A 26,783-nucleotide genomic window follows, 5' to 3' on the forward strand; every position below is an offset into this window, starting at 1 on the left:
AAATCCTTCGAGGGAATCGCAATAAGCGCGACGATGGCGATGACGATGAGCTTGCCGGGTTCCAGATCGAACATGCGTGTGGCTCGGGCGCCCTTCCAAGGCGATCGGGTGAAGGGCTTCCTCATCCTGAGGAGCGTGCGCAGCACGCGTCTCGAAGGACGAGGAAGCCCGTTTTCGCGTATTTTTCCTCACCCTCGTCCTTCGAGACGCCGCCTGCGGCGGCTCCTCAGGATGAGGGTGAGGAAAACCAATCTTCACCCGATCCCCAGAGCGCCCTGCACCCTCCCCTTGAGGGGGAGGGTCGAAGCGCGAAGCGCTTCGGGGTGGGGTGACGACGGCGAGGTGCAGGGGCGCTTTCACCCCACCCCGCGCTTTCAGCGCGACCCTCCCCCTCGAGGGGAGGGTATCCGCGCTATATTTTTTTCGTTTCCGAAGACTTCTGTTGGTCGACTTGCTCCGCCGCCTGATGCTGCAGCGTCTTTGGCGTTTCCTTCACATCGGCCGCGACATCCTCTTCCGACATGCCCTTCTTGAAGGCCTTGATGCCCTTGGCCACGTCGCCCATCACGTCGGAAATCTTGAACTTGCCGCCGAAGAGAATGAAGACGACCGCGCCGACAATGATCCAATGCCAGATCGACAGACCGCCCATGGCGCGCATCCTTCCTAACGAGAAAACCGGGTCGACCGGCGTTTGCCGGGAAACTATGCGCCCCTTGCCTCAAAAACAAGGACGCGGCGCACAGATGCACGCCGCGGACATCCTTAAGGGGCGTAGAAATTCGTGTCGCTTGACCGCGCCGCTCGGCGGCGCCGTCAAAGCTCCTCGTCGTCGGCGGCCTCAGGCGTCTCCGGCGCGTCGGGCTCGTCCGGAAACTCCATTTCGAGCAGCTCCGGCGCCTCATCCTCGAGCGGCTCTTCATCCTCGCGCAACGCGGCGTCATCCGAGGGTTGCGGCACGCCGAAGCCCTTCGGCAGCCGGCCATCGAACAGGCCGGCGCCCTTGAGTTCGTCGAGCCCCGGCAGATCGCCGATCTGCTCAAGCCCGAAATGCATCAGGAAGGCGTCGGTCGTGCCATAGGTAATCGGCCGGCCCGGGGCTTTGCGGCGGCCGCGCAGCCTGATCCAGCCGGTGTCGAGCAGCACGTCGAGCGTGCCCTTGGAAATGGCGACGCCGCGAATCTCTTCAATCTCGGCGCGGGTCGTCGGCTGGTGATAGGCGATGATCGCCAGCGTCTCCAGCGCTGCGCGGGAGAGTTTTTTCTCCTCGACCTGCTCGCGCGCGAGAATCCAGTTGAGGTCGGCGGCGGTGCGGAAAAACCACTTCTTGCCGACGCGGGTGAGATTGACGCCGCGGCCCGCATAATGGGCGCGCAGCCGCTCAAGAACGCGCTCGAGATCGGCGCCCTCCTCGATGCGGCGCGCCATTTCGGCTTCATCAAGCGGCTCGGCGGAGGCGAACAGCAGCGCCTCGATGACGCGCTCCGCTTCGCGCAGCCGAGCCTCGTGACGCGCAAGCTCATCGTCGCTGTTCACGTCAAAAAGTTCGATCTTCTCCGCAGCCTGCGCCACCGGATGTCTCCTATAGTTCCGGGGCTAAGACGCGCCCGCAGTCTCTTCCGTTTCGTCGGGCGCCCGCCGCCGCACCCAAAGCGGCGCGAAGTGCCGGTCCTGACGGATGTCGAATCGCCCCTCCCGCACCATTTCGAGCGAAGCGGTAAAGGCCGAGGCGCGCACAGTGCGCGCCGTCTGCATGTCCACACAGTAATGCAGCAAAAAATCGTCGAGCACGGTCCATTCCGTCGCGACGCCGACCAGCCGTTCGAGGGCTTCGCGCGCCTCGGCCAAAGACCACACCGCGCGCTGCCGCATCACCACCCGCGACGTCGCGGTCTTCTGGCGCTGCCGGGCGTAAGCCGAGAGAAGATCGTAGAGGCTGGCCTGAAATTTGGGGTGCGAGATCGTCTCTACGCCTTCAGGGCCGCCGCGCAGAAACATATCGCGCCCCAGCCGCGCGCGCTCCGTAAGCTTGTCAGCGGCGCGCCGAATGAGCTCCAGCCTGCGCAGGCGATCCGCCAGCGCGGCGGCGAGATCGGAGGCGGACGGCTCGTCTCCCTTCGGCGGCTCCGGCAGCAGCAGCCGCGACTTCAAAAAGGCGAGCCAGGCCGCCATCACCAGATAGTCGGCGGCGAGTTCGAGGCGCACGCGCCGCGCCGCCTCTATGAAGGCGAGATATTGCTCGGCGAGCGCGAGAATGGAAATGCGGGCGAGGTCGACCTTCTGCCGGCGCGCAAGCTCGAGCAGCAAATCGAGCGGCCCTTCGAACCCGTCGACGTCGACGAGAAAGGCTTCTTCGCCGTCGCCGTGGGGCTCGTCCAGCTCGAAGGTCAGTTCCTGGGCCATTCCCGAATTGCGCCTGTTTCCTTTACGAATCGGCGTGGCCGAGCGTTTCGGCGCGAGAGTGGCCCCGATGGCCCGCTATCGCAAGCGCTGCCTATGCTTTGGGAGCGCCGGTCCACAGGAGAGAACTGCTATCGAAAGGGGTCGATAATCTGCAAATTGTCGATGACCTGCCCGTGAGAGAGGTCTTCGGAATAAAGCCGCGAGCACCCCTGCGCCTGCGCCGCAGCGATAATTGCGGCGTCCCAATAGGAAAAGCCATAGCGCGATTTGATGTCCAGCGCGGCGTTGACGATCGCCAGCGTGATGTCCTGAACCTGAAACCTCTGCCACGCGCGCACGAGACCAGCGGCGATGTCATGCGGTAAGGCATCCGGCCGCGAGGGTCGCGTCGCCTGCACATAGAACTCCTGCAAAACCTGCGTCGACAGGCTCCAGTCATCCTGATCCAGCAATGCGATGGACCGCTGGCGTTTTTCCGCCTCAGACGGATCGCGGCTGATCGAGTAGAGGAGAATATTGGTGTCCAGAAAACCCGTCACCGTTTTTTGCGCCCGATTTGCCTCTCATGAACGCTCTGGCGCGAGAGCCGATCCGAAGCGCAAAATTCCTGGACTTGCGCGCGGAGTTCCTGCTCCTGGCGTTTCAGCCGGTCGAACTCCGTGCCTTCCGAAGCGAATTCAGTCAGGAAACGGCGAACCACCGCGGACACCGAAGTATCCTCCTGCGCCGCTCTGATCCGCGCCCGGCGATACAGCTCATCGTCTAGTGAAACTGTGATATTCTTCATATTTACACAGTTAAACTCGGATGCGCCTGTGCGCAAGAATTCACGCCACGGCCCGCATCGCCGCGTCGAACTCGCGCGTCGCCTCCCCGACCTCGAAGGGTTCGAGGGGCCGCCGAACGCATTCGAGCGCCTTTTCGGCGCGCGCGAGCGCCGCGCCATCAAGCGGCGGCGCGCCTTCGGCGACCGGCCGCGCTTCCGCAAGGTCGCCGTTGCAGTGGAGCACGATATCGCATCCGGCGCCGATCGCGTTCTCGGCGCGCTGGCGAAAACTCCCGGAAAGCGCCTTCATGGAAAGGTCGTCGGTCATCAGGAGACCGTCAAAGCCGACATGGCCACGTATGATGTCGCCGATCACCGCCTTCGAGAGCGTTCCAGGCGCCGTTGGATCGATCGCGGTGTAAACGACATGGGCGCTCATCGCCATCGGCAGATTGGCGTTGGCTCTGAAGGGCGCGAAATCGACAGCCTCCAGCTCGGCGCGCGCCGCCTTGACCACCGGCAGCTCCAAATGGCTGTCGGCGCGGGCGCGTCCGTGACCGGGAATGTGCTTCATCACCGGCGCGACGCCGCCCGCCATCAACCCTTCGGCGGCTGCGCGGCCGATCGCGGCGACGCGCGCCGGATCGCGGCTATAAGCGCGATCGCCGATGATGCTGTGGGAATCCTCGGCGGGCGCATCGAGCACCGGCAGGCAGTCGACGTCGACGCCGATTGACCGCAGATCATGGGCGATGAGCCGGGCGCCGAGCCAGGCGAGTCGCTCGGCCTGCGCGGCGTTGGCGGCCGCCAGCTCAAAGCGCGCCGCGGCCGGATAGGCGCGCCAGTGCGGCGGACCCAGACGCTGCACGCGGCCGCCCTCCTGATCGATCAGAACGGGCGCATGGCGGCCGAGAGCGTCCCGAATTTCGGCGGTCAGCCGCGTGATCTGCTCGGGCGCGTCGACATTGCGGCGAAAGAGGATCACGCCCCACGGCGCGGCCTCGCGCAGGAACGCACGTTCCTCCGCCTCGAGCGTGAGGCCCTTTAATCCGCAGATGAAGGCGCGCATGTCGTCGCGTCAATTGCCCGCGACGAAGCAGGCGCCGCCGGTCGCTTTCACCTTGCTGCAGATCGCGTTCGCGGACTCCTTGCTCACCCCCGCGACGCGCACGCGGTAGACGGTCCTGTCATTCACGGTCGCCATTTTGAAGGTCGGCTTCAAGCCGCCAAGCTGTGAGCGATATTTGCTGACGACGGTCTTCAGCAGTTCGCGGGCGGCGGCCTCGCTGTCCGCCGCGCCGAACTGCACGGCGAAGCCGCCTTTGCTCGCGGGCGTCGCCTGATCGGAGTCCGCATCGGGCGACTCTTCTACTGCGGCGACTTTCGGCGCCGCAGGCTTCGGCTTGGCGATTCGCGGGGGCGTCGCCGTTGGCTTCGCCTGCGTCGGCGGCGTCGCGGTCGCCGCGCCGATGGCGCCGGGGACGGCTGGCTGCGCCGCCGTCTCGGCGGCGGGCCGGCCTGCCATGGCGACGGCCGGCGGCAGAGCGCCTTCTTCCACCCGGCTGCCGTCCGGCCGCACGGTGACGGTTTTCACCCTCCTTGGCGCGGCCGTGGCGGGAGCCGGAGGCTCATGCGGCCAATTGACGGGCCCGTCGCCGAGCCGCGCCGCATGCGGCGTGACGGATGGATCCACCGCCTGTTCCTGATTGGTGACAAGCTTCTGAACCGGCGCCTGCTCCCTGCGGTCCAGAACGACAGCGGCGCTGGCGTCTGGCGCCGTAGTTTCGGCCTCGACGCTTGGCTTTACCTTCACCGGTCCTTCCGGCGCGACGATGGTTGCGATCTCGCGTGAGCTATTGGAGCCGCTGCGATGCCAGAAAGCGAAGCCGATGCTCAGAACGGCCACGAGCGAAATCGCGACGACGGCGTGCCACGGACGGAACCAGGACCGCCAGCCGTGGGAATCCTCATAATATTCATCGCTCTGGCCATAATCGAGATATTGCGAATCATCGCTCCAGCCGGTCTCGGTCTCCTGATACGCGGACTCGTATCCGGCCCCTTGCTGCGGGCCATAGCCCGGCGGCAAATCGCGATAATCGGGATCAACCGGATAGGCAGGCTCCAAAGGCTGCTCCATCGACGGCTCTGGATAATATGGCGGTTCAGCCGCCACTGGCGGCGCGGCGTCATAGGATCCCCGCAGTTCAGCGGCTTGAACGCGAGCGTCGCGCGCCTGCGCGAGAATTTGGCTGTAAGGATCCGTGGCGACGCGGTCCTCGGCATGGACCAGCCGCGCGAGTTCGCTGAGCGGATCGTCGGCTCGGGGGGCGCGTTCGGACCCACGCAGCCGCCGCTCGAATTCGCCGAGATCGATCGCCGGGCCTCTAACGGATGTCTCGCGCATGATGCACCTCGCTCGTTAATTCCTGGGGGGGCGCGAAGCAAATTGATAAGCGCGTCCTACGCCTGGCCGTGGCCGCTCAAGGCGTCGATTAGCGCATCTCGTCGGGGGCGCTCACGCCGAGCAGCCTCAAGCCTGACCCCAGGACGATCGTTAAAGAGCTAACCAACGCAACCCGAGCGATGGTTAACTCTCTCTCTTCAGACTTAACAAAGCGTAAGTGCGGCTGATCTTTGCCGCGATTCCAATGCGAATGGAACACGCTCGACAGTTCATGCAGATAAAAGGCCACCCGGTGCGGCTCATGCGCGGCCGCCGCCGCCTCGATCACCCGCGGATACTGAGCGATCATCTTGGCCAAAGCAAGTTCGCCCTCGTCCGCCAAAAGCGTCAGATCCGCCTCGGCCAAGCTTACGGCCGAGATGTCAATATCGGGAAAAGCGGCGAGCGCCTGGCGCAGCGCCGACTTTCCCCGCGCATGGGCGTATTGGACGTAAAAGACCGGGTTGTCCTTCGATTGCTCGATGACCTTGGCAAGGTCGAAGTCGAGCGGCGCGTCATTCTTGCGGTAGAGCATCATGAATCGCACGGCGTCGACGCCGACCTCCTCGACGACCTCTCGCAAAGTGACGAAGTCCCCGGCCCGCTTCGACATTTTGACCGGTTCGCCGGCGCGCATCAGCTTGACGAGTTGGCAAAGCTTGACGTCGAGCGTCACGCGCTTGTCCGAGAGCGCGGCGACCGCCGCCGTCATGCGCTTGACATAGCCGCCGTGATCGGCCCCCCAGACATCGACAAGCGTGTCGAACCCGCGATCGATCTTGTCCTTATGATAGGCGATATCCGCCGCGAAATAGGTCGGCGAGCCGTCGGATTTCTTGAGCGCCCGATCGACGTCGTCGCCAAAGAGCGTCGATCTGAACAGCGTCTGCTCGCGATCTTCCCAGTCGTCGGGCAATTGCCCTTTCGGCGGGGGCAAACGGCCCTCATAGACGAGGCCTTTGGCGCGCAGCCAGTCGATCGCGGCGTCGATCACCGAAACGCCGTCCTTTTTTGAATGCAAGGACCGTTCGGAGAAGAACGTCTCATGCGTGATGTTCAAGGCGGCGAGATCGCCCCGGATCAACTCCATCATCGCGTCGATGGCGGCGGCGCGAACGATTGGCAGCCACTCGCTCTCAGCTTCGCCGGCGAGCGCCGCGCCATGCGCTTTGGCGAGCGCCGCGCCGACGGGCTTCAGATAGTCGCCCGGATAGAGCCCCTCGGGGATCGTGATCGCCTCGCCCAGGGCCTCGCGGTAGCGCAGATAAACGGAGCGCGCCAGGACGTCGACCTGGGCGCCGGCGTCATTGATGTAATATTCGCGCGTCACCTCGCAGCCCGAAAAGGCCAGGAGGTTTGCGAGCGCGTCGCCGAAGACGGCGCCCCGGCCGTGGCCGACATGCATCGGCCCCGTTGGATTGGCCGACACATATTCGACATTGACCTTGCCCTGCAGAGCGCTTGACCGGCTCTTGGCGACGCGGCCGAAACACCGCGGATCGCGCAACACGGCGCGAAGAACCTGCGTGAACATCTCGGGCTTCAACCGGATATTGATGAAACCCGGCCCGGCGACCTCGGTCGCGGCGACGTCCGGCGATTGCGCAAGGGCGTAGCCGATTTCGACCGCCAATTCGCGCGGAGAGGCGAAATGCGGCTTCGCCTCCTTGGCGAAGACCATGGCGGCGTTCGACGCGAGATCGCCAAGTGTTGCGTCCTTCGGCGGCTCGACGACGAAGCGCGCGTGATCGAGACTGGGCAGCCGGCCGTCGGCCGCGATGCGATCGAGAATGGCGGCGATGCGAGCGTGAAAGTCGTCGAAAATGTTCATGGAGGTCCGGGCGTGCAGGGTCGGCCGCCCGTTTAACAGCTTGGGCCGGGGAAATCACCCCGTCCGCAGGGCTCGACGAGCGGAGCTCTTATGGTCGGCCCGCGCCCCCAAACACCCGCTTCACTTCGTTCAGCGCATATCGGTCGGTCATGCCGGCGATATAATCGGCGACCACGACCGCGCGATCGGGCCCCTCCAGCGCTACGGCCTGCGCCGCCCACTCCGGGGGCATCAGCTCCGGGTTCTCAAAAAAGGCCGGAAACAGCCGAGAAATCGCGTCGCGCGCCCGCTCCCAGACGCCCATGACCTTCTCGTGCCGATACATGTTGGCGAAGAGGAAAGCCTTGATGTCGCGCTCGGCTTCGGCCATCGGCGGCGAGAGACGGACGATGGCTTCGCCCGCCCGCCGCGCTTCATCGGCGCTCGCCGGCGAAACACGCGCCAAACGCCGCAGCGATTCGCCGATCGAATCCTCGACGAAGGCGGTGATGACGCGGCGCACCAGCTCATGAATGACGCGCGGCCGTTCGAGGCCGGGATGTTCATCGCGGACATGCGCAAGCACTCCTGCAATGAAGGGCGTTCGCCCGATGTCGTCGAGCGAAAACAGTTCGGCGCGCAGGCCGTCATCGATGTCATGGCCGATATAGGCGATATCGTCGGCCTGAGCCGCGGCCTGAGCCTCGACGCTGGCGAAGGTCGAGAGATCGAGCGGAAAGATCGCGTCGAAGGCCGCGATGTAGCCCGAGAGCGGACGATTTTTTGCCGCGCCAGCAATTGCCTCCTCATCCTGAGGAGCGGCCCGCAAGTCGGGTTTACCCGACTTGCGAATTTGAATGTCGATCTCGGGCAAGCCCGAGATCGAAGGCGGCGTCTCGAAGGACGAGGAGCCCTCCGATTCTGAATGGCTTCTTTCCCTCGTCCTTCGAGACGCGAGCTTCGCTCGCTCCTCAGGATGAGGGAAAGATGGATCGGGATCTGCATCGCGCCCTATGAGCGGCCCATTGTGCTTAACGATCCCCTCGAGCGTCTCCCAGGTCAGATCGAGACCGTCGTAGCGCGCGTAACGGCGCTCGAGCAGCGTCACGACGCGCAGCGCCTGAGCGTTGTGATCGAACCCGCCATAGGGCGCCATACAGGCCTCGAGCGCGCCCTCGCCGGCGTGGCCGAAAGGCGTATGGCCGAGGTCATGGGCGAGGGCCACGGCCTCCGCGAGATCTTCATCGACGCGCAAAGCGCGGGCGAGCGCGCGGGCGATCTGCCCGACCTCGATCGTATGGGTGAGGCGGGTGCGAAAATGATCGCCGTCGAGCGGCACGAAGACCTGCGTCTTGTGCGCGAGGCGGCGGAAGGCGGTGCAGTGGATGATTCGGTCGCGATCGCGCTGGAATTCGCTGCGCGTCGGCGATGGCGCCTCCGCATAGAGCCGGCCGCGCGAGCGCGCGGCGTCGCTGGCGTATGCCGCGAGAGGGCCGCGAACCGCCACATGCACGCCTTTCATTGAAACGCCTCAGGTTTGGACCTATCTTGCAGCAGAGAGCATATCCCGCAAACGGCCGGGCCGCCGTAGAATGGGATATGCCGAAATTAAAATTTCGGGCGAGTTTCTTTCGATCGGGCGTCCCGCCCGCAGTAACTCGCGACGGTCCGCGCAGGCAAGTGACGGAGAAACGGATGACGACGGCGGCAAGCGATATCGCGCTCACCGATCAGGCGGCGCGGCGCATTCACGCGATCCTCGCCAATGAGTCGCCCGGCGCGGTGTTTCGCGTTTCAGTCGAAGGCGGCGGCTGCTCCGGCTTCCAATATCATTTCGCCGTGGAGTCCGCCCCGGGCGCGGAGGATGCGCTCCTCGAGCACGCCGGCGCCAGGGTTGCGATCGACCCCGCGTCCATTGGCTTTCTCGTCGGCGCCAAAATCGACTTTGTCGACGATCTGATGGGACAGTCCTTCCGTGTCGTTAATCCCAACGCCGTCTCCTCCTGCGGCTGCGGCACCAGCTTTTCAGTCTGACGCCGCAACCTTGGTTGCAGGCGTGCGTCACGCTGCTGCGGGGTCATTCTGCGGCGAGCGCTCTAAGCCATCTCGGGAGTTTCAGCCTTGGACGCGCTCTTTATCGGCCATGCCTATATCGACGTCACCATGCGGGCCCCGCGCATGCCTTTGGGCGACCAGAAGGCGTTAGCGCACGACTATGCGGTGAGTTTCGGCGGCAACGCCGTCACCGCCGGCTTCGCCTGCGCCAAGCTCGGCCATCCCGTCGATCTCTTGACCACGCTCGCGCCCGATTGGCTCGGCCACATGTTCATGGACATGGCCCATACCTACGGGATCGATGTCCATCCGCGACGGGTGGCGCGCTCGTCGCTGTCGTTCGTCTGGCCCAATGACGGCAAGCGGGCGATCTTGCGCGCGCGCGACGATACTTATCTGCAGGGCGTTCCGCGCCTCGACATTTCGGAAACGCGACTTCTGCATCTCGACGGGCACATGGCCGACGCCGCGCTCCATTACGCGAAGGGGGTTCGGGCGCGCGGCGCTCTCGTCTCGCTTGACGGCGGCGCGCTGCGGCCCTGCATCGAGGAGCTGACGGGTTACGTCGACGTCGCGGTGGTGGCCGAAAAGCTCTGCGAGCAGATGTCCTTGTCGGAACTCGACATGCTTGGTTGGCTGAAATCCAAGGGCTGCCGGATCGGCGGGGTGACGACCGGCGAAAAGGGCATGTTGTGGTACGACGAGGAGGGCGAGATTTCGCAGATGCCGTCGCTCGCCGTGCCGCACGAACTCATCGTCGACACGTCCGGCGCCGGCGACGTCTTTCACGGCGCCTATTGCGCCTCCTATCTTGCGCGGCCTGACGCCCCCTGGCGAGAACACTTTGAATTCGCCCGCGCGGCGTCGGCGCACAAGATCCAGCATCTCGGCAATGAGGCGGGACTGCCCTCGCCCGACGACGTCGCCGCGGCGCTCGCCGCCTTCGCGCCGGCCGACGCGCTGAGCCCGGTTTGAGCACATCCGTCACGGCGACCCAAAGCCGCCCGAACGACGCCGACACTTATGCACGACGGAGTCGCCGAGGCGGGCTTGGCAAACCGCCGCCCGCCTTGTATACGCGGGACCGCATTCCCCGATAGCTCAGCTGGTAGAGCACGCGACTGTTAATCGCTAGGTCGTAGGTTCGAGTCCTACTCGGGGAGCCATCTCGGAACGAAACTGCGAACGCCGTGCGTAAATGCGGCGGCCGACCGTCGAACTGGGAACTCCGATCGGCTCCAGAGCCCCGCCTCCCGCTATGTGCTGCAGGCCGACGCGGTCATTCCGGCGGCCCTCGTCTCTGACATATGTTCCGATCTTCCCGGCAGATTACCGCACAAGTGACCGAAAGCGGCGAGCGCCAGCGTCACCACATCAGCGTTCAGACCCTCGATCACCGCGCGCCTGCGCGCCCAGGGGTCCGCCGAGTACGGACGATACCGCGGAATCGGAGGGGTTTTTGAACTCGATCGAGTGAATTTAAGCTGCGCGAATTATGCAAGCATGAACACAGGCGATTCGAAATCGGGGCTGCAAAAATGAATGCCAATCGATTGAGCGAACCACGTTTCAACATCGTCATCTGGAAGGGCGCGAAGCAACTCGGAACGCTACGCGATCGCGACGCCAGCCGGGCGCTCAGCAATTTCGGCGGCGTTGTGGCGCGCTATAAAAATTCCACTGACGATCACCGGGTTGAACTTTACGACGGAGAGAACCTGATCGAGGCCTGGTCGAGCGATGACGGAAACAAGGCTCCTTCCCCGGAGGCGCCTGTCCCCGCCAGCGGAAAAATTCATCGCGAGGGCGAGTGCGTCCGGCGCGCGATCCCATGTCAGCTCGTGCCATCGCGCTCGGCGAAAGCGTGAGCTAGCGTGAGAAAGTAGGAGATTCTCACGTCTCTCATGCGCCGCCGTGCTTCCGCTTCCTAAATCCGCTCGCCGGCGGATCCTCGGCGAAGTAGGCGCCGGGGGCAAAAAACTCGGTCTTCGCCGGCGCAAAGGCATTGGCTCGGCCGCGGCCGCCAACTATTGATGAGGACCCTTTTGCAGAGAGAAACAGGGAGGTTCGCATGGCGTGCTTTAAGAACGCTGGGTTGGTATTTGGCCTGATGGTCGGCTTTGCTCTCACTGCTCAAGCAGCGAGAGCCCAAAATCCTATTTCAGAGCTTGCCTCTGGAGTGAATCGCGTGGGGGCCGAGGCGGGACTGGCAGTTACGAACGTGCTCAACAACGTGACGGGAAAGACTACGGCTATGCCTGTCCCCCCTTCACCGGCTCCCGCGATGGCGAGATCGGCTGGCGTCGTCCATCATCATCACCACCATCATCATAATCTTCACCATCATCATCACCATCACTTGTGAATCGGGCGGCGGGGTTCTCAGCTCCGCCAGTTCGACGCAGGAAATCCGCCTCGCCGGTTAGGCGCGACATGACGCGAATGGCGTCCCCGCCCCAGGCTCTGGCCTGCGCATCCGAAGGGCTTGGTCCTGATGCGCAGGCCTGGCGCCCGGCTTCGGCTTCCGGCGGACAGCAGAGCCGCTTCCAAAACTTCAATTTTTCGAAGGCGAGCGCCTGCCCGGCATCGTGGCGTCGCGCCCGTCCCAGCGACGGAGCCGCCTCACGGGCTGATTTCAACGCGCCCTGCGCTTCTCCCCGGACACGGCGGCAGCAATCTTTGGATGTGGGACACGTCCCTTTGACGGCAATATCAATTGGTTCGTGCAAGCGCGACGTGTTGCCATTTGCTGGAGCAAGACGATGTTTGCAGTAGTGAGCCTGAGTTCATCGGGCGTTGAAAATGCGAGAGGGCCCGATGATGGCCATTCTGAACAGAAAAACTCTTGAAGCGGCGCAGCTCGTGGCGGGAACCGCTCTGCTTGTGCTGATCGGCCCCCCTTCCGCCGAACGCGGGCCAAGCGCCGCTTGGGCCTTGGAACCGGGGTATCATCAACCGCTGCAAATCGCGCGCCGCGAGACTTCTCGCTATCGCGCGCTCCGCCGCCCATCCTCCGAGGAGGAAGCCGGAGACGCTTCGTCCGCGAGCAGTAGCGGAGCTCTGGCGGCGGCGCTCGCCGCCTGCGAAAAGGACTCCAATGAAACGCCAAGTCTGACGTTGCCAGGCGCCAAGGGCGCGATCAGATTGGACAGCTGCTATCGCGGGCGCGAGCAATTCGTTTGCACCCTTAATACGCTCTTGGATGAAGCCAAAAAGCTCAACAGCGAGTTCGGAAACATCGTCGAGGCTAAATATCCCGCAGTCAACAGCGTCGATGCGATCTGTCGCATCAGGCCCGACGCGCTTTCGGCGGATTTGACAAAGGCGGGCACTTTCGCCGCTCGATTTAAGGACTTGAGGACCGAATATGACCGGCGCATCAACTGCGCCATGAAAGTCGAGCAAAACCTGAAACAGGTGAATCTGAGCGATATGCCCCACTCGGCGGACATATTGAAGTCGATGAACGACACGCTTGAGGCTGACTTGAAGGATGTCGCCGCCACAAGACAACAGATTTTCGATCTCAACGAGAAAATGCAGGCCTCGCAGAAGGCCATCGTGACGATCGAAAAGCTTCGTCCAACGATGTGTCTCTCGACATCGGCGCCAAGACCCGCGGAGAGCGCTGAAAAACCAGCCGACTGAGGCCGGTAGACGATGACGGCGTGCCTGGCTTTTAGAAGGTAGCTGACTTGGCCGGCTTGGAGACACGCCGGCCTAATCCCCAGATCGTGGCTCCCCTTCCGATCGGCGTTCCTTCGCGACTGATCGTCTGTCCGGTCGTGGGCGCGCCGTCGTCGAATTGAGGAGCGACCAGACGCTTCATCATGGCGGCGTCCGGATATATCGCCTTGTTTCTTGAGATGCTCCCGTCGACCAGGGATTTCGAGGCGAGGACGCCGTTGGCGACGCCAATGAAATTCGTATTGCGGGCCGCGATTTCAGGCTGCAGAAGAAAGTCGATGAATTTGTATGCTTCTTCGACATGTGGAGCGTCCGTCGGTATCACGAGATTGTCGAGTCGAATGGGAGCGCCCTCCCGGGGGATGAAAAAGTCGATCTCGACAAATTCTTCCACCATGCCGGCTGTGTAGCGGGCGCGCAGGCTATCCAGGGAATAGCCGACCGCGACGCAGACGTCGCCGTTGACCAGCGCGTTGACATAGTCGCGAGAGTCGAGGCGTTTCCCGTCGCGCCGGAGGGCGGTCAAAAGCTCGGCGGCGCGCATGCCGTCCGTGCGTCGATCCAAACCCGGCGAAAGTCGCCAGTTGGACCACAGATATTGCAGCGCGGCAGCAGACAAATCCTGAGGACTGTCCAGTATTCCCACCCCGCAGGACGAAAGCTTCTTTAAATTTTTCTGCTTGAAAAGCAGGCCCCATGAGTCGAACGAGAAGTCCGACGGCGGGGCCTTGCCCATGAGTTCCCTGGCCTTTCCGACGTCGTAGGCGATCCCCATCGCAAACCACGCATAATTGACGGCGTGTTCGTTCCCGGGGTCATAGGTGGCAAGGCGCTCCATAATCTCTGGCCAAAGATTGACGGCGTTTGGAAGCTTGCTCTTGTCGAGCTTCTGATAGAGGCCCCTGGCGATCTGCTGTCGCAACACACCGTTCGAGACGATCACGACGTCAAAAGCGCGGTTCCCAGGCTGAAGCGTTGTTTCTAAGCTCTCGTCAGAGCTATAGCTTTCGTATGTCACCTGGATGCCAGTCCACCGGGTGAAATCCGTGAGCACACGGGGATCGACGTAGTCCCCCCAGCCCAAAACGTTGACAATCCTCTCTTGGCTGATCCTTTCTTGGCTGATTGCGGGAAGGACGCTGCACGAGAACGACAACGCGACGCTGCTCAGCGCGACCCTAAGGACGCTTGTGGGACTCATCGGGGAACGCTCTGATCTTTCTGTCGAGAACCCCATGGCGGGCGTCTTGAAAGCAAATATCTATGCGCCTCTGCAATCGCGGCAATGCGCAAGCGGAATATCGACGGCATTGCGAGCTAAAGCGCGGACGGCAACCCGCCAAAGCGAAATCGGCAAAGGCCTGGATGACGATCGTCGGACGTGATCGTCTTATCACTGCGCGAAAAGCGCCCTAAGACGAGCGTGCAAAGGAGGCATCAGTGCAGGCGCCGGAACTCGCTGTGTCGCAATGGTTCAATACGCCGACGCCGATCACGCTCGCGGCGTTGCGCGGGCGGGTGGTTCTGCTGCACGCCTTTCAAATGCTGTGTCCCGGCTGCGTCGCGCATGGCACGCCGCAAGCGCAGCGCGCGCATGCGCTGTTCCGCGACTCCGACCTCGCCGTCATCGGCCTGCACACGGTGTTCGAACATCATGCGGCGATGACGCCCGTGTCGCTCGAAGCCTTCATCCATGAATATCGGCTGACATTTCCCATCGGCGTCGATCAGCCCGCGGAGCGCGGGTCGATTCCCGTCACCATGGCGCGCTATCAAATGCGCGGAACGCCGACAGCGATCCTGATCGGCCGCGACGGCGGCATTCGTCATCACGGCTTTGGACAAGAGGACGACATGGCGCTCGGCGCCGTCATCGGAACGCTGCTCGCGGAGCCCGCCTAGATCCTATTCGGCGCGCCGTTCAATCTCCTCCATATCGTCGTCGGTCAGTCCGAAATGATGGCCGATCTCATGCACGAGCACATGGGTGACGATCGCTTCGAGCGTGTCTTCGCTGTCGGCCCAATAGTCGAGGATCGGCCGTCGATAGAGCCAGATCATATTCGGCTGTTCGCCCGTCTCGGAGAGATGCGCCCCATGCGTGAGGCCGCGCCCGCGAAAGAGACCCAGTAGATCGAATTCGCTTTCGCATTGCATGTCGTCGAGCGTGTCGTCGTCGGGAAAATCCTCGACGCGGATAACGAGGCCCTCGCACAGGCGCGTGAAGCGCTGCGGCAGAGCGGCGTAGGCCGCGTCGGCGAGCGCTTCGATATCGGCAAGCGTCGGCGGCCTCATGCGGCGCCACTCCTGTTCCGTCATCGTCCTACATTTCCGTTGCGTCGCTCTCGGGTCATTCCCCGCGCGCGCCCCACGCGCGGCGTGCGCGCGATCGCGCAACTGCATCTTAACGCAATCACTGACATTCGGATCGTCATTGCGAGGAGCGTAAGCGAGAATGCAATCCAAAAAAGCGCGGCGGATTCTGGATTGCTTCGCCTGCGGCTCGCAATGACAGCTCGCACGGTCGTGTCATTCCACGTCAGATCTTCTGCCCGCTGAAAAAAGAGGCCCGGCGAAAAGATCAATCGGGATTCCTGATCCCTCACACTGCGCGCGACACCGCGCTGCTGCGCCGGAACAATCGGCGGGATGCAATGTTCAAGCAAGGATCATCATGAGAGGAGATATTCATGAACAAGCTATTGATCGCAGCGCTCGCGCTTGGCGTCGTCGGCTTCGTGAACTCCGCAACTTTCGCTCCAGCCCTGGGTCGCCTGCCGCTGAGTTCCGAACGCGTCGTGCAGAAGGCGGACGATCGCCAGCAGGACCGGAAAGACGAGCGCGCTGATCAGCAGCGCCAGGGCGAGTGGTGGGGTCGCGGCGGTCCCTCCTGGCGCGATCCGCGTCCGTGGAGCGACGACGAGTGGCGCCGCAATCCCGATTGGGAGGAAAAAGGGACAGGTCCGGACGAAGACTGATCCCGTTTGCGTTAGAGTCGCCAGCCTATCGCCAGCCGCGAACGTCAACCAAGCGTCCAGCGATTGCCGCCGCCGCCGCCATCGCCGGAGAGACGAGATGGGTGCGGCCCTTGAAGCCCTGTCGCCCCTCAAAGTTGCGATTGGACGTCGAGGCGCAACGCTCGCCCGGCGCTAAACGGTCGGGATTCATCGCCAGACACATGGAGCAGCCTGGCTCCCGCCACTCGAAGCCGGCGGCGGCAAAGATCTTGTCGAGACCCTCCGCTTCCGCCTGCGCCTTTACGAGACCCGATCCCGGCACAACCAATGCGTTGACGCGATCGGCGACGCTCTTTCCCTCCACCATCTTCGCCGCCGCGCGCAGATCTTCGATACGGCCGTTGGTGCAGGAGCCGATGAACACGCGGTCGATCTCGATGTCGGTGATGCGTTCGCCGCCCCTCAGACCCATATAGTCGAGCGCGCGTTCGATCGCGGCGCGCTTTTGCGGGCTCTTCGCGCTGTCGGGCGTGGGCACGAATCCGTCGATGGTCGCGACGTCTTCGGGCGACGTGCCCCAGGTCACAATCGGCGGCAGATTGCTGGCGTCGAGCCTGACGATCTTATCGAAATGCGCGCCCTCGTCCGTGTACAGCGTCTCCCAATATTTGCGCGCCATGTCGAACGCTTCGCCCTTTGGGCCTTTTGGGCGATCCTTCAGATAAGCGAAAGTCTTCTCATCCGGCGCAATGAGCCCAGCGCGGGCGCCGCCTTCGATCGACATGTTGCAGACGGTCATGCGGCCTTCCATCGACAGATCGCGGATCGCCTCGCCTGCATATTCGATGACGTGGCCGGTGCCGCCGGCCGTGCCGATCTTGCCGATGATCGCGAGGATGATGTCTTTCGCGGTGGCGCCGTCGGCGAGCTTGCCGTCGACCTGCACCAGCATATTAGCCGCCTTCTTCTGGATCAGCGTCTGGGTTGCGAGCACATGCTCGACTTCCGACGTGCCGATGCCATGGGCGAGCGCGCCAAAAGCGCCGTGAGTCGAAGTATGACTGTCGCCGCAGACGATCGTCATGCCGGGCAGAGTGAAGCCTTGCTCCGGGCCGACGATATGCACGACGCCTTGGCGCCGGTCGTGCTCGTCGTAATATTCGACGCCGAATTCCTTGGCGTTGAGCGCGAGCTGTTCCACCTGCGCCCTGCTCTCGGAATCTTCAATCGGCAAAGAGCGATCGGTCGTCGGCACATTATGATCGACGACGGCGAGCGTCCTTTGCGGGGCGCGCACCGACCGGCCCGTCATGCGCAAGCCTTCGAAGGCCTGCGGACTCGTCACTTCATGCACGAGGTGGCGATCGATATAGAGCAGGGACGCGCCATCCTCCTGGCGCTCGACCACATGGTCGTCCCAGATCTTGTCGTAAACGGTGCGGGGCGCGGCTTTGGACATTTATCTCTTCCTCTTGCCGGCTTGTCGCATCCGGCTCGCTGGTTTGATTGCCTCATCCTGAGGAGCGGCGCGGGCCGCATCTCGAAGGACAAGGAAATCACTGGCGGCGCCCTCGTGCTTCGAGAGCATCCCGGCTTCCTCAGCATGAGGCCGACTGCAATTGGCCGACTCTCATCGTCTCCCTTGAATTGAGGCTGTTCTACCCGTAACGCAAGCTGCATGGAAGAGAGTTCAAGGCGCAGCCCTCCCCGAGTCCATCAGCGATGAGCCTGCCCTCCCCAGAGCTTCCTGCGCCGCTTTCGGCGGCCATCGAGGCGCGGCTTGAGGGCCGCGCACAAGGCATGCTGCGCGAAAGGGCCCGCCAGCTGTCGGAGCGCTATCGGTCACGCAAACCGACAATCGAAACGATCCGCGACGAGGCGGACGCCTTGGCCTATGCGGCGACGCGCATGCCCGCGACCTACGCCGCCATCGTGAGGGCGCTCGGACGGCTCGACGAGGAGCGCCCCGAATTTGCGCCAAAGCGGGTGCTCGACGTTGGCTGCGGTCTTGGCGCGGGCTCCTACGCCGCGGCGACCGTGTGGCCCAGCATTGCCAAGATCGCGCTCATTGACCGCAGCGCGCTCTTCCTGAACCTCGCGACCGGTCTGATGCAGGAAAGCGGCGTCGCCGCAGCGGTCGAAGCGAGCTTGGCCGATTTCACCAAGCCGCAGGCGGGTGAAGACGCCCCTTTCGACCTCGTCGTCGTCGGCTACGCGCTTACCGAGATCGCCGAAGCCGACCTCGCCGTCGTCATCGATCAGCTTTGGTCGCGCACAAGCGGCGCGCTTGTCATCGTCGAGCCGGGGACTCCTCGCGACCATGCCCGGCTCATGATCGTCCGCAGCAGACTGATCGCGCTCGGCGCGAATATTCTCGCGCCCTGCCCGCACCAGGCGCCCTGCCCTTTGCCGACGAATGACTGGTGCCATTTCTCTGTCCGGCTGCCACGGCGGCGCGCGCACAAATTGGTCAAAGGCGCCGACGCGCCCTTCGAGGACGAGAAGTTCGCCTATCTCGTCGCGGGACGGTTCGGCGGGACGCCGCCATGGGCGCGCGTTATCGCCCCGCCCCGCGTCAGCAAGGCCGGAATTTCCCTAAGGCTCTGCGCTGATAAAGCATTCGAAGAGACATTCATTCCCAAGCGCGACAAGGCGCGCTACGAAAAGGTCAGGAAAAAAGACTGGGGCGATCCGCTGTGCGCCCCGGCGGAGGAAATTTGATGAAACAGCCACGTCCGAGGGTCGCGCCCTATCTGACCGTCAGCCCCGCCGCCGCAGCCATCGCTTTTTACACCGGCGCCTTTGGCGCCCAGCAGCGGGCCCTCATGCCGTCGGTCGACGGGCTGCGCATCGCCCACTGCGAATTGCTGATCAACGGCGGCTCGGTGATGCTCGCCGACATCTTTCCCGAATTTGGTCAGACCCGCGTGCCCATGCCCGGCGAGCACGTGACCGTTTCGATCAGCCTCGAATACGACAAGGCGCAGGACGTCGACGACATCTGCGCGCGCGCCACCAAGCTCGGCGGCAAGGTCGAGACGGCCCCGACCAATTCTTTCTGGGGGACGCGCTACGCCTCCTTGCGCGACCCGTTCGGCCACCGCTGGATCCTTAACGCGCCGCTGGAGACCTAAAAAAAGCCGCCCGAAACCGGGCGGCTGCGGACGGCGGCATTCTCCGAAAACGGTCGTTATTTGCCTGCGGATGCCTTCGGCTTGGTGTCGATGCGCTCGGCGATGCGGGCGGACTTGCCGCGGCGATCGCGCAGATAATAGAGCTTGGCGCGGCGCACCTTGCCGCGGCGCACGAGCTTGATCGAGTCGATCAGCGGCCCATGGATCGGGAAGACGCGCTCGACGCCCTCGCCATAGGAAATCTTGCGAACGGTGAAGCTCTCGTTAAGGCCGCCGCCGTTGCGCGCGATCACAACGCCTTCATAGGCCTGAATGCGCGCGCGCTCGCCTTCCTTCACCTTGACGTTGACGATCACCGTATCTCCCGGCCGAAACTCGGGGATTTTTTTGCCTTCGATAAGCTTGGCGGCATGTTCCGCCTCGAGCTGCTCGATAATATTCATAACGAAAACTCCTGCCGTTTCGTCTTAGCCCTTGGGGCCGACGAGCGTTTCGGAACGCTGTTCTAGTTGAGTCCCGGTCCATAACCGAAAGGCGGCGCTTTGTCGAGCTGCCTGGGGTGGCTGGAAATCGTCAAGCTTCGGCAACGCGCGGAGGAGCGATCGTCGCAGACATTCCCGCGACTGGTCTTATATAGTGGCCCCGGGGAGCTGGCGTTTCAGACGAGGGAGAGACGCGACATGACCCAGCAGGAAGAGCGGCGCAACGAAAGCGCGCAACCCGCAGAAGCGGCGGCCGAAGTTGCTGCGGAAGGCCGGCGGCGGCTGGAAGATTTCACCGAAGCGCGCACCGAGATCTGGGACTGTCTGCAGGACGCCAACCGCGTCTTAATGGAGCGCATGCAGCAGGAAGCGGCGTTGACGGCGGAACTTGCCTCAAAGCTCACGGCCTCGCGCTCCATATCGGAGACCACGACGGTTCTACAGGATTGGACGAGCAAACATATCGAGATGACGACGGAGGACACGCGCCGCCTGTTCTCCGACGCTCAGCAAATGCTCAATGCAAGCACGCGCTTCTGGTCGCACACCGCGCAAGCGCCAAGCCCAGAAGCCGCCGGTCGGCTCATGTCCTAACGCCGTAAAGCGGAAGCCCTCAGCGGCTTCCGCTTTATCCCATGCTCTCGTCTTCGCGATCGAGCGTGAAGCCGACTTTCAGCACCACCTGATAATCGCTGACCGCGCCCTTATTGATGTTGCCGCGAATCTGGACGACTTCGAACCAACGCAAGTTGCGCAAGGTTTCGCCGGCGCGCTTGAGCGCGGCGCTCACGGCGTCCTCGACGCTGTCCGGCGAAGACCCTACAAGCTCGACGACCTTATAGACATGACTTTCCATATGAAGCTCCCTCAATTCAGATGTCGAATGGCTTTACCTTGCATAGGTAGCGCGGACTTCGCCGCCGACAGCGGCGTTACTTCAATCGGTCGCCGAAAAGAAACTCCATCGCGCGATCGAGCCTGATATGCGGCAGAGGCAGCGGCTTCTGATCGGCGCCAAGCATCGCGGCTGGCGGCCTGAATTTGAGAAAGCGGAAGTCGGCCTCTTCATCGGAAACGGCCAGCGCCTCGCCTTTAAACACGTCGCGCGGATCCGCCGGCAACTCGCCGGGGAAAATGGCGCCTTCCGCCACGCCGTCGAAAATCTCGTGGCCAATGCGCTCCCCGGCGACCGGCGTGCCGACAATGGCCGAAAGTTTTTCGCCCTCATGCCGCACCATCGCTTCGCGGGTGGCGCGCACGGCGGCGAGCGCGATCACGTCGATCGAGGCGCCTACCCCTTCAGCGCGCTCTATGGCGCGGGCGGTCAGGTGACGCAGGATCGCTTCTAGCCGGTCATGGCTCGTGTGATGCAGATGGTCGGCCTTTGTCGCCGCGAAGAGGATGCGGTCGATCTTCGGGCGAAAGATCGTGGAGAACAGGTTGGCGCGGCCGGTGCGAAAAGCCGTCAGCACGCCGGTCAGCGCCGTCTCAAGGTCGCGCACCGCCTCTGGGCCGGAATTCAGCGCCGCAAGCGCGTCGACGAGCACGATCTGCCGATCGAGTCGGGCGAAATGATCCCGAAAGAACGGCCGCACGACCTGCGACTTGTAGGCCTCGTATCGGCGCTCCATTTCGCGCCCAAGGCTGCGATAGGGCAACTCCTCGCTCTCCGACACGGGAAGCGGCGCGAATGTCAGCGCCGGCGATCCTTCGAGATCGCCCGGCATCAGAAACCGTCCCGGCGGCAGGCTCGAGAGCGCGAAACGCTCGGAGCGCGCCAAACGCAGATATTGGGTGAAGGTCTGCGCCAGCTTCTGCGCGGTTTCTTCGTCGTAGCGCGCTTTGACGTCCGTCTGCGCGGTGAGGCCCCGCCACTCGCTCGCGATCATCGCCCGCGCGGAGGCGCTCGCGGCCTCAAGCGTCTCGTGAGACCATTGCGCGTAGGATTTGCCAAGGAGCGGCAGATCGAGCAGCCATTCGCCGGGATAATCGACGATGTCGATATCGAGGCGCGTCGGGCCCTGGCCGAAGCCTTTGCGCAGCGACCAGCCCTTCGACCGATATTCCAGCGTCACCCGCAGTTCGGAGATCCGCCGCGTCGACTGCGGCCAATGCCGGTCTAACCCGGTGAGCGCCGCGAGATGCTCCTCGTACGCGAAGCGTGGGACGCTGTAATCTGGCTGCGGATCGAGATGCGCCGACGTAATGCGCCCTTCGGCGAGCGCGCGAAACACCGGGAGCTGAGTCTTGCTCTCACCGCCCTTTTCCGGGCGCGCCGATATCGCCCGCGTCAAATGGTGCACGAGCGCGGTGATGAAGACGGTCTTGCCGGCGCGCGACAGGCCGGTGACGCCAAGCCGCAGGCGGCCGCCGGCGAGAAAGTCGACGACGCTCTCGGTGGCGACACGCGTTTCGAACAGCAGATCGGATAATTGCGACAAGGGCGCTCCGGGTCCGCCGACCTATAGCATCACGTCGCGTCCCTTCAAGAGACGCTGGTGAGAACATGTCGCGCTGCAAACCAAGGTGAAGACTGGCCAGAACGATTCTGCGCCGGATCGGAATGAAGACTATGCTCCTACCACAGCACGGCGCGCATCATCACCGCTTCGACATCGGCACGTAGTCGCGCTGCTTCTCGCCCGTATAGAGCTGGCGCGGTCGACCGATGCGCGAACCCTGATCCTCGATCATCTCCTTCCACTGGGCGATCCAGCCGACGGTGCGCGCGACCGCGAACAACACGGTGAACATCGCCGTGGGGAAGTTCATCGCCTTGAGCGTTATGCCCGAATAGAAGTCGATGTTGGGATAGAGTTGTTTCTCGATGAAATAGTCGTCGTGCAACGCGATGCGCTCGAGCTCCAGCGCGACGTCGAGCAGATCGTCCTTGACGCCGAGTTCGTTCAACACTTCGCGCGTCGTGCGCTGCATGATCTTGGCGCGCGGGTCGTAGTTCTTATAGACGCGGTGGCCGAAGCCCATAAGACGGAACGGATCGTTCTTGTCCTTGGCGCGCGCGATGAACTGCGGAATGCGGTCCGGCGTGCCGATTTCGGCGAGCATTTTCAGCACTGCTTCATTGGCGCCGCCATGCGCCGGCCCCCACAGCGAGGCGATGCCCGCCGCGATGCAGGCGAAAGGATTCGCCCCAGACGAGCCAGACAGTCGAACCGTCGAGGTCGACGCATTTTGTTCGTGATCGGCGTGCAGGATGAAGATCCGGTCGAGCGCGCGCGACAGCACCGGATTGACCTTGTATTCCTCGCAGGGGACGGCAAAGCACATGCGCAAAAAGTTCGACGTGTAGTCGAGATCGTTCTTTGGATAAACGAACGGCTGGCCGATCGAATATTTATAGGCCATCGCCGCGAGCGTCGGGATCTTCGCGATCATCCGCGTCGACGCCACCATACGCTGGGTGGGATCGGCGATGTTGGTCGAGTCGTGATAGAAGGCCGAGAGCGCGCCGACGGAGGCGACCATCACCGCCATCGGATGCGCGTCGCGGCGGAACCCCTGGAAGAATCGCGCCATCTGCTCATGCACCATTGTGTGGCGCGTGATCCGATAGTCGAAATTCGCCTTCTCGGCGGCGGACGGCAATTCGCCGTAGAGCAGCAGGTAGCAGGTTTCGAGAAAGTCGCCATGTTCGGCAAGCTGTTCAATCGGATAGCCGCGATAGAGCAGAACGCCGGCTTCGCCGTCGATAAATGTGATCTTCGATTCGCATGACGCGGTCGCGGTGAATCCCGGATCGAAGGTGAACATGCCGGTTTCGGCGTAGAGATTGCGGATGTCCGCAACGGACGGCCCCAGCGTGCCATCCTTGATCGGCAAATCGACCGATCCGTCGCCGACTGTGAAGACAGCATTCTTCTCCGGCATACCCGCTCCCCTCTCAACCGCCCCGCGCTCGCAACGAGCCGGTTCGCGGCGCGACGCGCGCGAACGCTATGCATGAATTGCGTCACATTCGCGATGTCGTCGCTTTCACGCGCACGCCGATGCGTTGCATTCGGTTTGTTGTGCGGCGCAAAAAGCTATATCAACCGCAAAGGCTGTCAAGCACGCGACGCGTTTCGCGCGTAGAGATGACATGTCCCGCAGTGGCGCGGAAAACGGCGCGGCGCCGAAAATCGCGTCAGCGATTTTTTACGACGCCAACGCCGCAGCGAGGTGATGGGTTACCCCACGGCGGCCTGATCGGAAATTCTCGCAAGACTTTCCTCGCGCCCCAAAATTTCCAGCACGTCGAATATGCCAGGCGACGTCGCGCGGCCGGTGAGCGCCGCGCGCAACGGCTGCGCGAGATCGCCGAGTTTGACGCCAAGCGCTGTCGCGAGATCGCGCACGACCGCTTCCGTCGTTGCGGCCGTCCAGTTCGGCAGGGCTGCAAGTTTCTCGACAAGCGTCGCAAGCCGCGCGCGCGCGTCCGCCGAAAGCAGCTGCGCCGCCTTTGCGTCGAGCGACAGCGGACGCTGCGCGAAAAGAAAGCCCGCGCCGTCGAGAAGTTCGTTCAAGGTCTTCGCGCGCGCCTTCAGTCCCGGCAAGGCGGCGCGCAACTGCGCACGCATTCCGTCGTCGAGCGCCTGCGCGATCGCGCCGCCGCCTTCGAGATAGGGAAGCGTCGCGACGAGCAAGTCCAACAGCTCGTCGTCATCGCTATCGCGCAGATAGTGGCCGTTCATATTTTCGAGCTTGGCGAAATCGAAACGCGCCGGCGAGCGATGCACCTGCGCGAGATCGAACGACTCGACCATCTCAGGCGTCGTGAAGAACTCCTTGTCGCCCTGCGACCACCCCAATCGAACGAGATAGTTGCGCAGCGCGGCCGGCAGGTAGCCCATCGCGCGGTAGGCGTCGACGCCGAGCGCGCCGTGGCGCTTCGAAAGCTTGGCGCCGTCCGGTCCGTGAATCAGCGGAATATGCGCGAAGGCCGGGACCGTCCAACCCATCGCCTGATAGATATGCGTCTGTCGCGCTGCATTGGTGAGATGATCGTCGCCGCGAATGATCTGCGTGACGCCCATGTCGTGATCGTCGACGACGACCGCGAGCATGTAGGTCGGCGCGCCGTCCGAGCGCAGCAGAATGAAATCGTCAAGATCCTTGTTCTGGAAGACGACGCGCCCCTGCACGGCGTCATCGACGATCGTTTCGCCGTCCTGGGGCGCCTTGATGCGCACGACATAGGGCGCGCCGGCGGGCGCCTCGGAGGGATCGCGATCGCGCCAGCGGCCGTCATAGCGCCAGGGACGCTTTTCCGCCTTAGCCTTCTCGCGCATCTCCTCGAGCTCCTGCGCCGTGGCGTAGCAGCGATAGGCGTGTCCCCGCGCCAGCAACTCTTCGGCGACTTCCGCATGGCGCGCGGCGCGCGAGGACTGGTAGACGATGTCGCCATCCCATTCGAGGCCGAGCCACTGCAGGCCCTCGATGATGGCCTCGATCGCCGCTTGCGTGGAGCGCTCGCGATCGGTGTCTTCGATACGCAGCATCATCCGGCCGCCGTGCTTCTTGGCGTAAAGCCAGTTGAACAGCGCCGTGCGCGCCCCGCCGATGTGCAGAAAGCCGGTGGGCGACGGAGCGAAGCGGGTGACGACCTGAGACATGAGCGCCGCGAATTCCTTGGTTTTGGGTCGGCCCGTCTAGCACGGGACGCGCGAGGCGAACATAGTTCGTCACGATGATGATTTAACCAAAGCGTGAACATTTGGGGGCTGTATCCCCTCTAGACATGTAGCGCCATTCGTGCGATAAAGTCGGCATGAGCACGAAGCCCCCCACCCTTAAGCAGTTTCAGAAGCGGTTCCCCGACGATGATGTGTGTCTGGAGCACATTATGCGGGTCCGTTACGGCCAGCGGTTTGCTTGCGAGAGCTGCGGCCGCGAAGCCCACTTTTACCGGGTCAAAGGCCGCCGCTGCTATGAGTGCGAGCACTGCGGCTATCAGGTCTATCCGACCGCCGGGACGCCGTTCGAAAAGACGCGCACGCCTTTGACGGACTGGTTTTTCGTCATGTTCCTGTTCACGGCCTCTCGCAATGGCGTCGCCGCGAAAGAGGTTCAGCGCCAGATCGGCGTGACCTACAAGACCGCATGGCGCATGTGCAAAGAAATCCGCACCTATATGGGCACGGTCGACGGCGACCGCCCGTTAGGAGGCGTGCGCCCTTTCTCGCCTATCGTCGAGGTTGATAAGACTTTCATTGGCGGCAAAGACCGCCAAGGACAGGACGACAAAGCCGTTGTTCTCGGAATGATGGAACGCCACGGCGACGTGGTTACACGGCTCGTTGCCGGCCGCAATGGCCGGCACGTCATGCCGCAGGTCACCACTTGGGTTATCGAAGGTTCGCGCGTCATGACCGACGACGCCCGCGTTTTCCAGCACATGGACAAGGAAGGCTTCGTTCACGAAAGCGTCAATCACGGCGAAAAAGAATATGTGCGCGGAGAAGCGCATACGAACAATATCGAAGCTTTCTGGTCAAACCTGAAACGCGGCATTCAAGGCACCTACATCAGCGTTTCTAAGAAGCATCTTCAGAAGTATCTGTGGGAGTTTGAATATCGCCACAACCTGCGTCATGCTCCGCATCTGATGCTGCCGTGTCTGATGGTTGGCTTTGCGAAGCCCGCACGCCGAGCATAGCCGCTAGCAGAGCATCAAATTCCTGAGTCTTCTTGTCCATCAAACTTCGTCTCGCGCTCAATATACCTAACCAAGCTTTTGCCCGCACAAATCGAATAAATACCGACGCCGAGCAAAATTGATCCACCGATAATCAGGGCAATTGATATTGGCGTCCAATTAAAATTCTGAGCAACTTGAGGTTGCGCCATTAGCGGCAAGGCTACTGTTTTTGGCGAATCTGTAAAGACAGCATCCTTTAGAAGGCCGTAAGCATCCGGTGAGGCACGTGGGCTGATCATTTTCAGCCAAGGACGGCTGCGCGTAGATCAGGCGGCGAGCTTTTTGGCTTGTAGGTCGGCGGCCCAGCGCCACGGTAGCAAGGCGGCGAGATCGGTTATCTTGTGAT

The 26,783-nt window shown here is 62.9% G+C and carries 27 protein-coding genes, 1 tRNA gene and 1 pseudogene; 12 read left to right on the forward strand and 17 right to left on the reverse strand.

The genetic code is table 11. The features are described from left to right. Window positions 1-412 precede the first annotated feature (412 nt). The 8 genes from ACR65W_RS01790 to dgt form a co-directional block, all read right to left on the reverse strand. Window positions 413-652 (reverse strand): twin-arginine translocase TatA/TatE family subunit, encoded by a 240-nt coding sequence (locus ACR65W_RS01790; RefSeq protein WP_434500462.1) that lies wholly within the window; start codon window positions 650-652, stop codon window positions 413-415. A gap of 164 nt (window positions 653-816) precedes the next feature. Further along, window positions 817-1,572 carry an SMC-Scp complex subunit ScpB gene (gene scpB / locus ACR65W_RS01795; protein ID WP_434500461.1) on the reverse strand — a complete coding sequence of 252 codons (756 nt, stop codon included), beginning with the start codon at window positions 1,570-1,572 and terminating at the stop codon, window positions 817-819. Between the two features lie 24 nt (window positions 1,573-1,596). Next, window positions 1,597-2,403: a segregation and condensation protein A gene (locus ACR65W_RS01800; protein ID WP_434500460.1), complete on the reverse strand. Its 807-nt coding sequence runs from the start codon at window positions 2,401-2,403 to the stop codon at window positions 1,597-1,599. A gap of 128 nt (window positions 2,404-2,531) precedes the next feature. Beyond that, complete coding sequence (locus tag ACR65W_RS01805; RefSeq protein ID WP_434500459.1) at window positions 2,532-2,942, reverse strand: PIN domain-containing protein; 411 nt, start codon at window positions 2,940-2,942, stop codon at window positions 2,532-2,534. A gap of 288 nt (window positions 2,943-3,230) precedes the next feature. After that, window positions 3,231-4,238 carry a beta-N-acetylhexosaminidase gene (gene nagZ, locus ACR65W_RS01810; protein ID WP_434500457.1) on the reverse strand — a complete coding sequence of 336 codons (1,008 nt, stop codon included), beginning with the start codon at window positions 4,236-4,238 and terminating at the stop codon, window positions 3,231-3,233. A 9-nt stretch (window positions 4,239-4,247) separates the two neighbouring features. After that, on the reverse strand, window positions 4,248-5,576 hold the full coding sequence (locus tag ACR65W_RS01815) for an SPOR domain-containing protein (RefSeq protein ID WP_434500456.1): 1,329 nt from the start codon (window positions 5,574-5,576) through the stop codon (window positions 4,248-4,250). An 88-nt stretch (window positions 5,577-5,664) separates the two neighbouring features. Next, window positions 5,665-7,446: an arginine--tRNA ligase gene (argS, locus tag ACR65W_RS01820; protein ID WP_434500455.1), complete on the reverse strand. Its 1,782-nt coding sequence runs from the start codon at window positions 7,444-7,446 to the stop codon at window positions 5,665-5,667. A gap of 88 nt (window positions 7,447-7,534) precedes the next feature. After that, the gene (gene dgt, locus ACR65W_RS01825) at window positions 7,535-8,947 is read right to left on the reverse strand and encodes a dGTP triphosphohydrolase (RefSeq protein WP_434500454.1); all 1,413 of its coding nucleotides are present in this window, start codon (window positions 8,945-8,947) and stop codon (window positions 7,535-7,537) included. A gap of 173 nt (window positions 8,948-9,120) precedes the next feature. On the opposite strand from dgt, the gene ACR65W_RS01830 reads away from it, so the two are divergent. The 6 genes and pseudogenes from ACR65W_RS01830 (at window position 9,121) to ACR65W_RS01855 (ending at window position 13,128) form a co-directional block, all read left to right on the forward strand. After that, a complete protein-coding gene (locus ACR65W_RS01830) occupies window positions 9,121-9,459 on the forward strand; it encodes a HesB/IscA family protein (protein ID WP_434500453.1) in 339 nt (112 codons plus the stop codon). 87 nt (window positions 9,460-9,546) lie between these two features. After that, complete coding sequence (locus ACR65W_RS01835; protein WP_434500452.1) at window positions 9,547-10,455, forward strand: sugar kinase; 909 nt, start codon at window positions 9,547-9,549, stop codon at window positions 10,453-10,455. A gap of 115 nt (window positions 10,456-10,570) precedes the next feature. Beyond that, a tRNA-Asn gene (locus ACR65W_RS01840) sits at window positions 10,571-10,646 on the forward strand. Window positions 10,647-10,674: 28 nt separating this feature from the next. Beyond that, a pseudogene (locus tag ACR65W_RS01845) lies at window positions 10,675-10,832 on the forward strand (TrbI/VirB10 family protein); the annotation flags it as partial. 201 nt (window positions 10,833-11,033) lie between these two features. After that, entirely contained in the window at window positions 11,034-11,348 is a 315-nt protein-coding gene (locus ACR65W_RS01850; RefSeq protein WP_434502228.1) for a hypothetical protein, read from the forward strand. A gap of 949 nt (window positions 11,349-12,297) precedes the next feature. Beyond that, window positions 12,298-13,128: a hypothetical protein gene (locus tag ACR65W_RS01855; RefSeq protein ID WP_434500450.1), complete on the forward strand. Its 831-nt coding sequence runs from the start codon at window positions 12,298-12,300 to the stop codon at window positions 13,126-13,128. 31 nt (window positions 13,129-13,159) lie between these two features. On the opposite strand, the gene ACR65W_RS01860 is transcribed toward ACR65W_RS01855, so the two are convergent. Beyond that, complete coding sequence (locus tag ACR65W_RS01860; protein ID WP_434502230.1) at window positions 13,160-14,323, reverse strand: extracellular solute-binding protein; 1,164 nt, start codon at window positions 14,321-14,323, stop codon at window positions 13,160-13,162. Window positions 14,324-14,607: 284 nt separating this feature from the next. Between ACR65W_RS01860 and ACR65W_RS01865 the strand changes: the two genes are divergently transcribed. Then, a complete protein-coding gene (locus tag ACR65W_RS01865; protein WP_434500448.1) occupies window positions 14,608-15,069 on the forward strand; it encodes a peroxiredoxin family protein in 462 nt (153 codons plus the stop codon). 3 nt (window positions 15,070-15,072) lie between these two features. Here the strand turns inward: ACR65W_RS01865 and ACR65W_RS01870 are convergent, their stop codons facing one another. Continuing rightward, window positions 15,073-15,486 (reverse strand): metallopeptidase family protein, encoded by a 414-nt coding sequence (locus ACR65W_RS01870; RefSeq protein ID WP_434500446.1) that lies wholly within the window; start codon window positions 15,484-15,486, stop codon window positions 15,073-15,075. A gap of 371 nt (window positions 15,487-15,857) precedes the next feature. Between ACR65W_RS01870 and ACR65W_RS01875 the strand changes: the two genes are divergently transcribed. Further along, a complete protein-coding gene (locus ACR65W_RS01875; RefSeq protein WP_434500445.1) occupies window positions 15,858-16,145 on the forward strand; it encodes a hypothetical protein in 288 nt (95 codons plus the stop codon). Between the two features lie 25 nt (window positions 16,146-16,170). Here the strand turns inward: ACR65W_RS01875 and leuC are convergent, their stop codons facing one another. After that, a complete protein-coding gene (gene leuC, locus ACR65W_RS01880; RefSeq protein WP_434500444.1) occupies window positions 16,171-17,583 on the reverse strand; it encodes a 3-isopropylmalate dehydratase large subunit in 1,413 nt (470 codons plus the stop codon). 263 nt (window positions 17,584-17,846) lie between these two features. On the opposite strand from leuC, the gene ACR65W_RS01885 reads away from it, so the two are divergent. Both ACR65W_RS01885 and ACR65W_RS01890 read left to right on the forward strand, forming a co-directional pair. Further along, entirely contained in the window at window positions 17,847-18,845 is a 999-nt protein-coding gene (locus ACR65W_RS01885; protein WP_434500443.1) for a small ribosomal subunit Rsm22 family protein, read from the forward strand. After that, window positions 18,845-19,258, forward strand: coding sequence for a VOC family protein (locus ACR65W_RS01890; RefSeq protein WP_434494556.1), 414 nt, complete (start codon window positions 18,845-18,847; stop codon window positions 19,256-19,258). The genes ACR65W_RS01885 and ACR65W_RS01890 overlap by 1 nt, the downstream gene beginning before the upstream one ends. Window positions 19,259-19,314: 56 nt before the next feature. On the opposite strand, the gene rplS is transcribed toward ACR65W_RS01890, so the two are convergent. Continuing rightward, complete coding sequence (gene rplS, locus ACR65W_RS01895; RefSeq protein ID WP_434500442.1) at window positions 19,315-19,701, reverse strand: 50S ribosomal protein L19; 387 nt, start codon at window positions 19,699-19,701, stop codon at window positions 19,315-19,317. A gap of 237 nt (window positions 19,702-19,938) precedes the next feature. Between rplS and ACR65W_RS01900 the strand changes: the two genes are divergently transcribed. Continuing rightward, entirely contained in the window at window positions 19,939-20,334 is a 396-nt protein-coding gene (locus tag ACR65W_RS01900; protein ID WP_434500441.1) for a hypothetical protein, read from the forward strand. A gap of 34 nt (window positions 20,335-20,368) precedes the next feature. Here the strand turns inward: ACR65W_RS01900 and ACR65W_RS01905 are convergent, their stop codons facing one another. From ACR65W_RS01905 to gltX, 4 genes are all read right to left on the reverse strand, one after another. Then, window positions 20,369-20,596, reverse strand: a complete 228-nt coding sequence (locus ACR65W_RS01905; RefSeq protein WP_434500440.1) for a dodecin — start codon at window positions 20,594-20,596, stop codon at window positions 20,369-20,371. Between the two features lie 76 nt (window positions 20,597-20,672). Further along, a complete protein-coding gene (locus tag ACR65W_RS01910; RefSeq protein WP_434500439.1) occupies window positions 20,673-22,181 on the reverse strand; it encodes a YcjX family protein in 1,509 nt (502 codons plus the stop codon). 160 nt (window positions 22,182-22,341) lie between these two features. After that, window positions 22,342-23,628 carry a citrate synthase gene (locus ACR65W_RS01915; protein ID WP_256036187.1) on the reverse strand — a complete coding sequence of 429 codons (1,287 nt, stop codon included), beginning with the start codon at window positions 23,626-23,628 and terminating at the stop codon, window positions 22,342-22,344. A gap of 299 nt (window positions 23,629-23,927) precedes the next feature. Further along, complete coding sequence (gene gltX / locus ACR65W_RS01920; RefSeq protein WP_434500438.1) at window positions 23,928-25,352, reverse strand: glutamate--tRNA ligase; 1,425 nt, start codon at window positions 25,350-25,352, stop codon at window positions 23,928-23,930. A gap of 155 nt (window positions 25,353-25,507) precedes the next feature. Between gltX and ACR65W_RS01925 the strand changes: the two genes are divergently transcribed. After that, a complete protein-coding gene (locus ACR65W_RS01925; protein ID WP_434500437.1) occupies window positions 25,508-26,395 on the forward strand; it encodes an IS1595 family transposase in 888 nt (295 codons plus the stop codon). A gap of 14 nt (window positions 26,396-26,409) precedes the next feature. On the opposite strand, the gene ACR65W_RS01930 is transcribed toward ACR65W_RS01925, so the two are convergent. Next, the gene (locus tag ACR65W_RS01930) at window positions 26,410-26,676 is read right to left on the reverse strand and encodes a hypothetical protein (protein WP_434500436.1); all 267 of its coding nucleotides are present in this window, start codon (window positions 26,674-26,676) and stop codon (window positions 26,410-26,412) included. Window positions 26,677-26,783 lie beyond the last annotated feature (107 nt).

This window comes from Methylocystis sp., from assembly GCF_051062815.1.
Taxonomy (GTDB): Bacteria; Pseudomonadota; Alphaproteobacteria; order Rhizobiales; family Beijerinckiaceae; genus Methylocystis.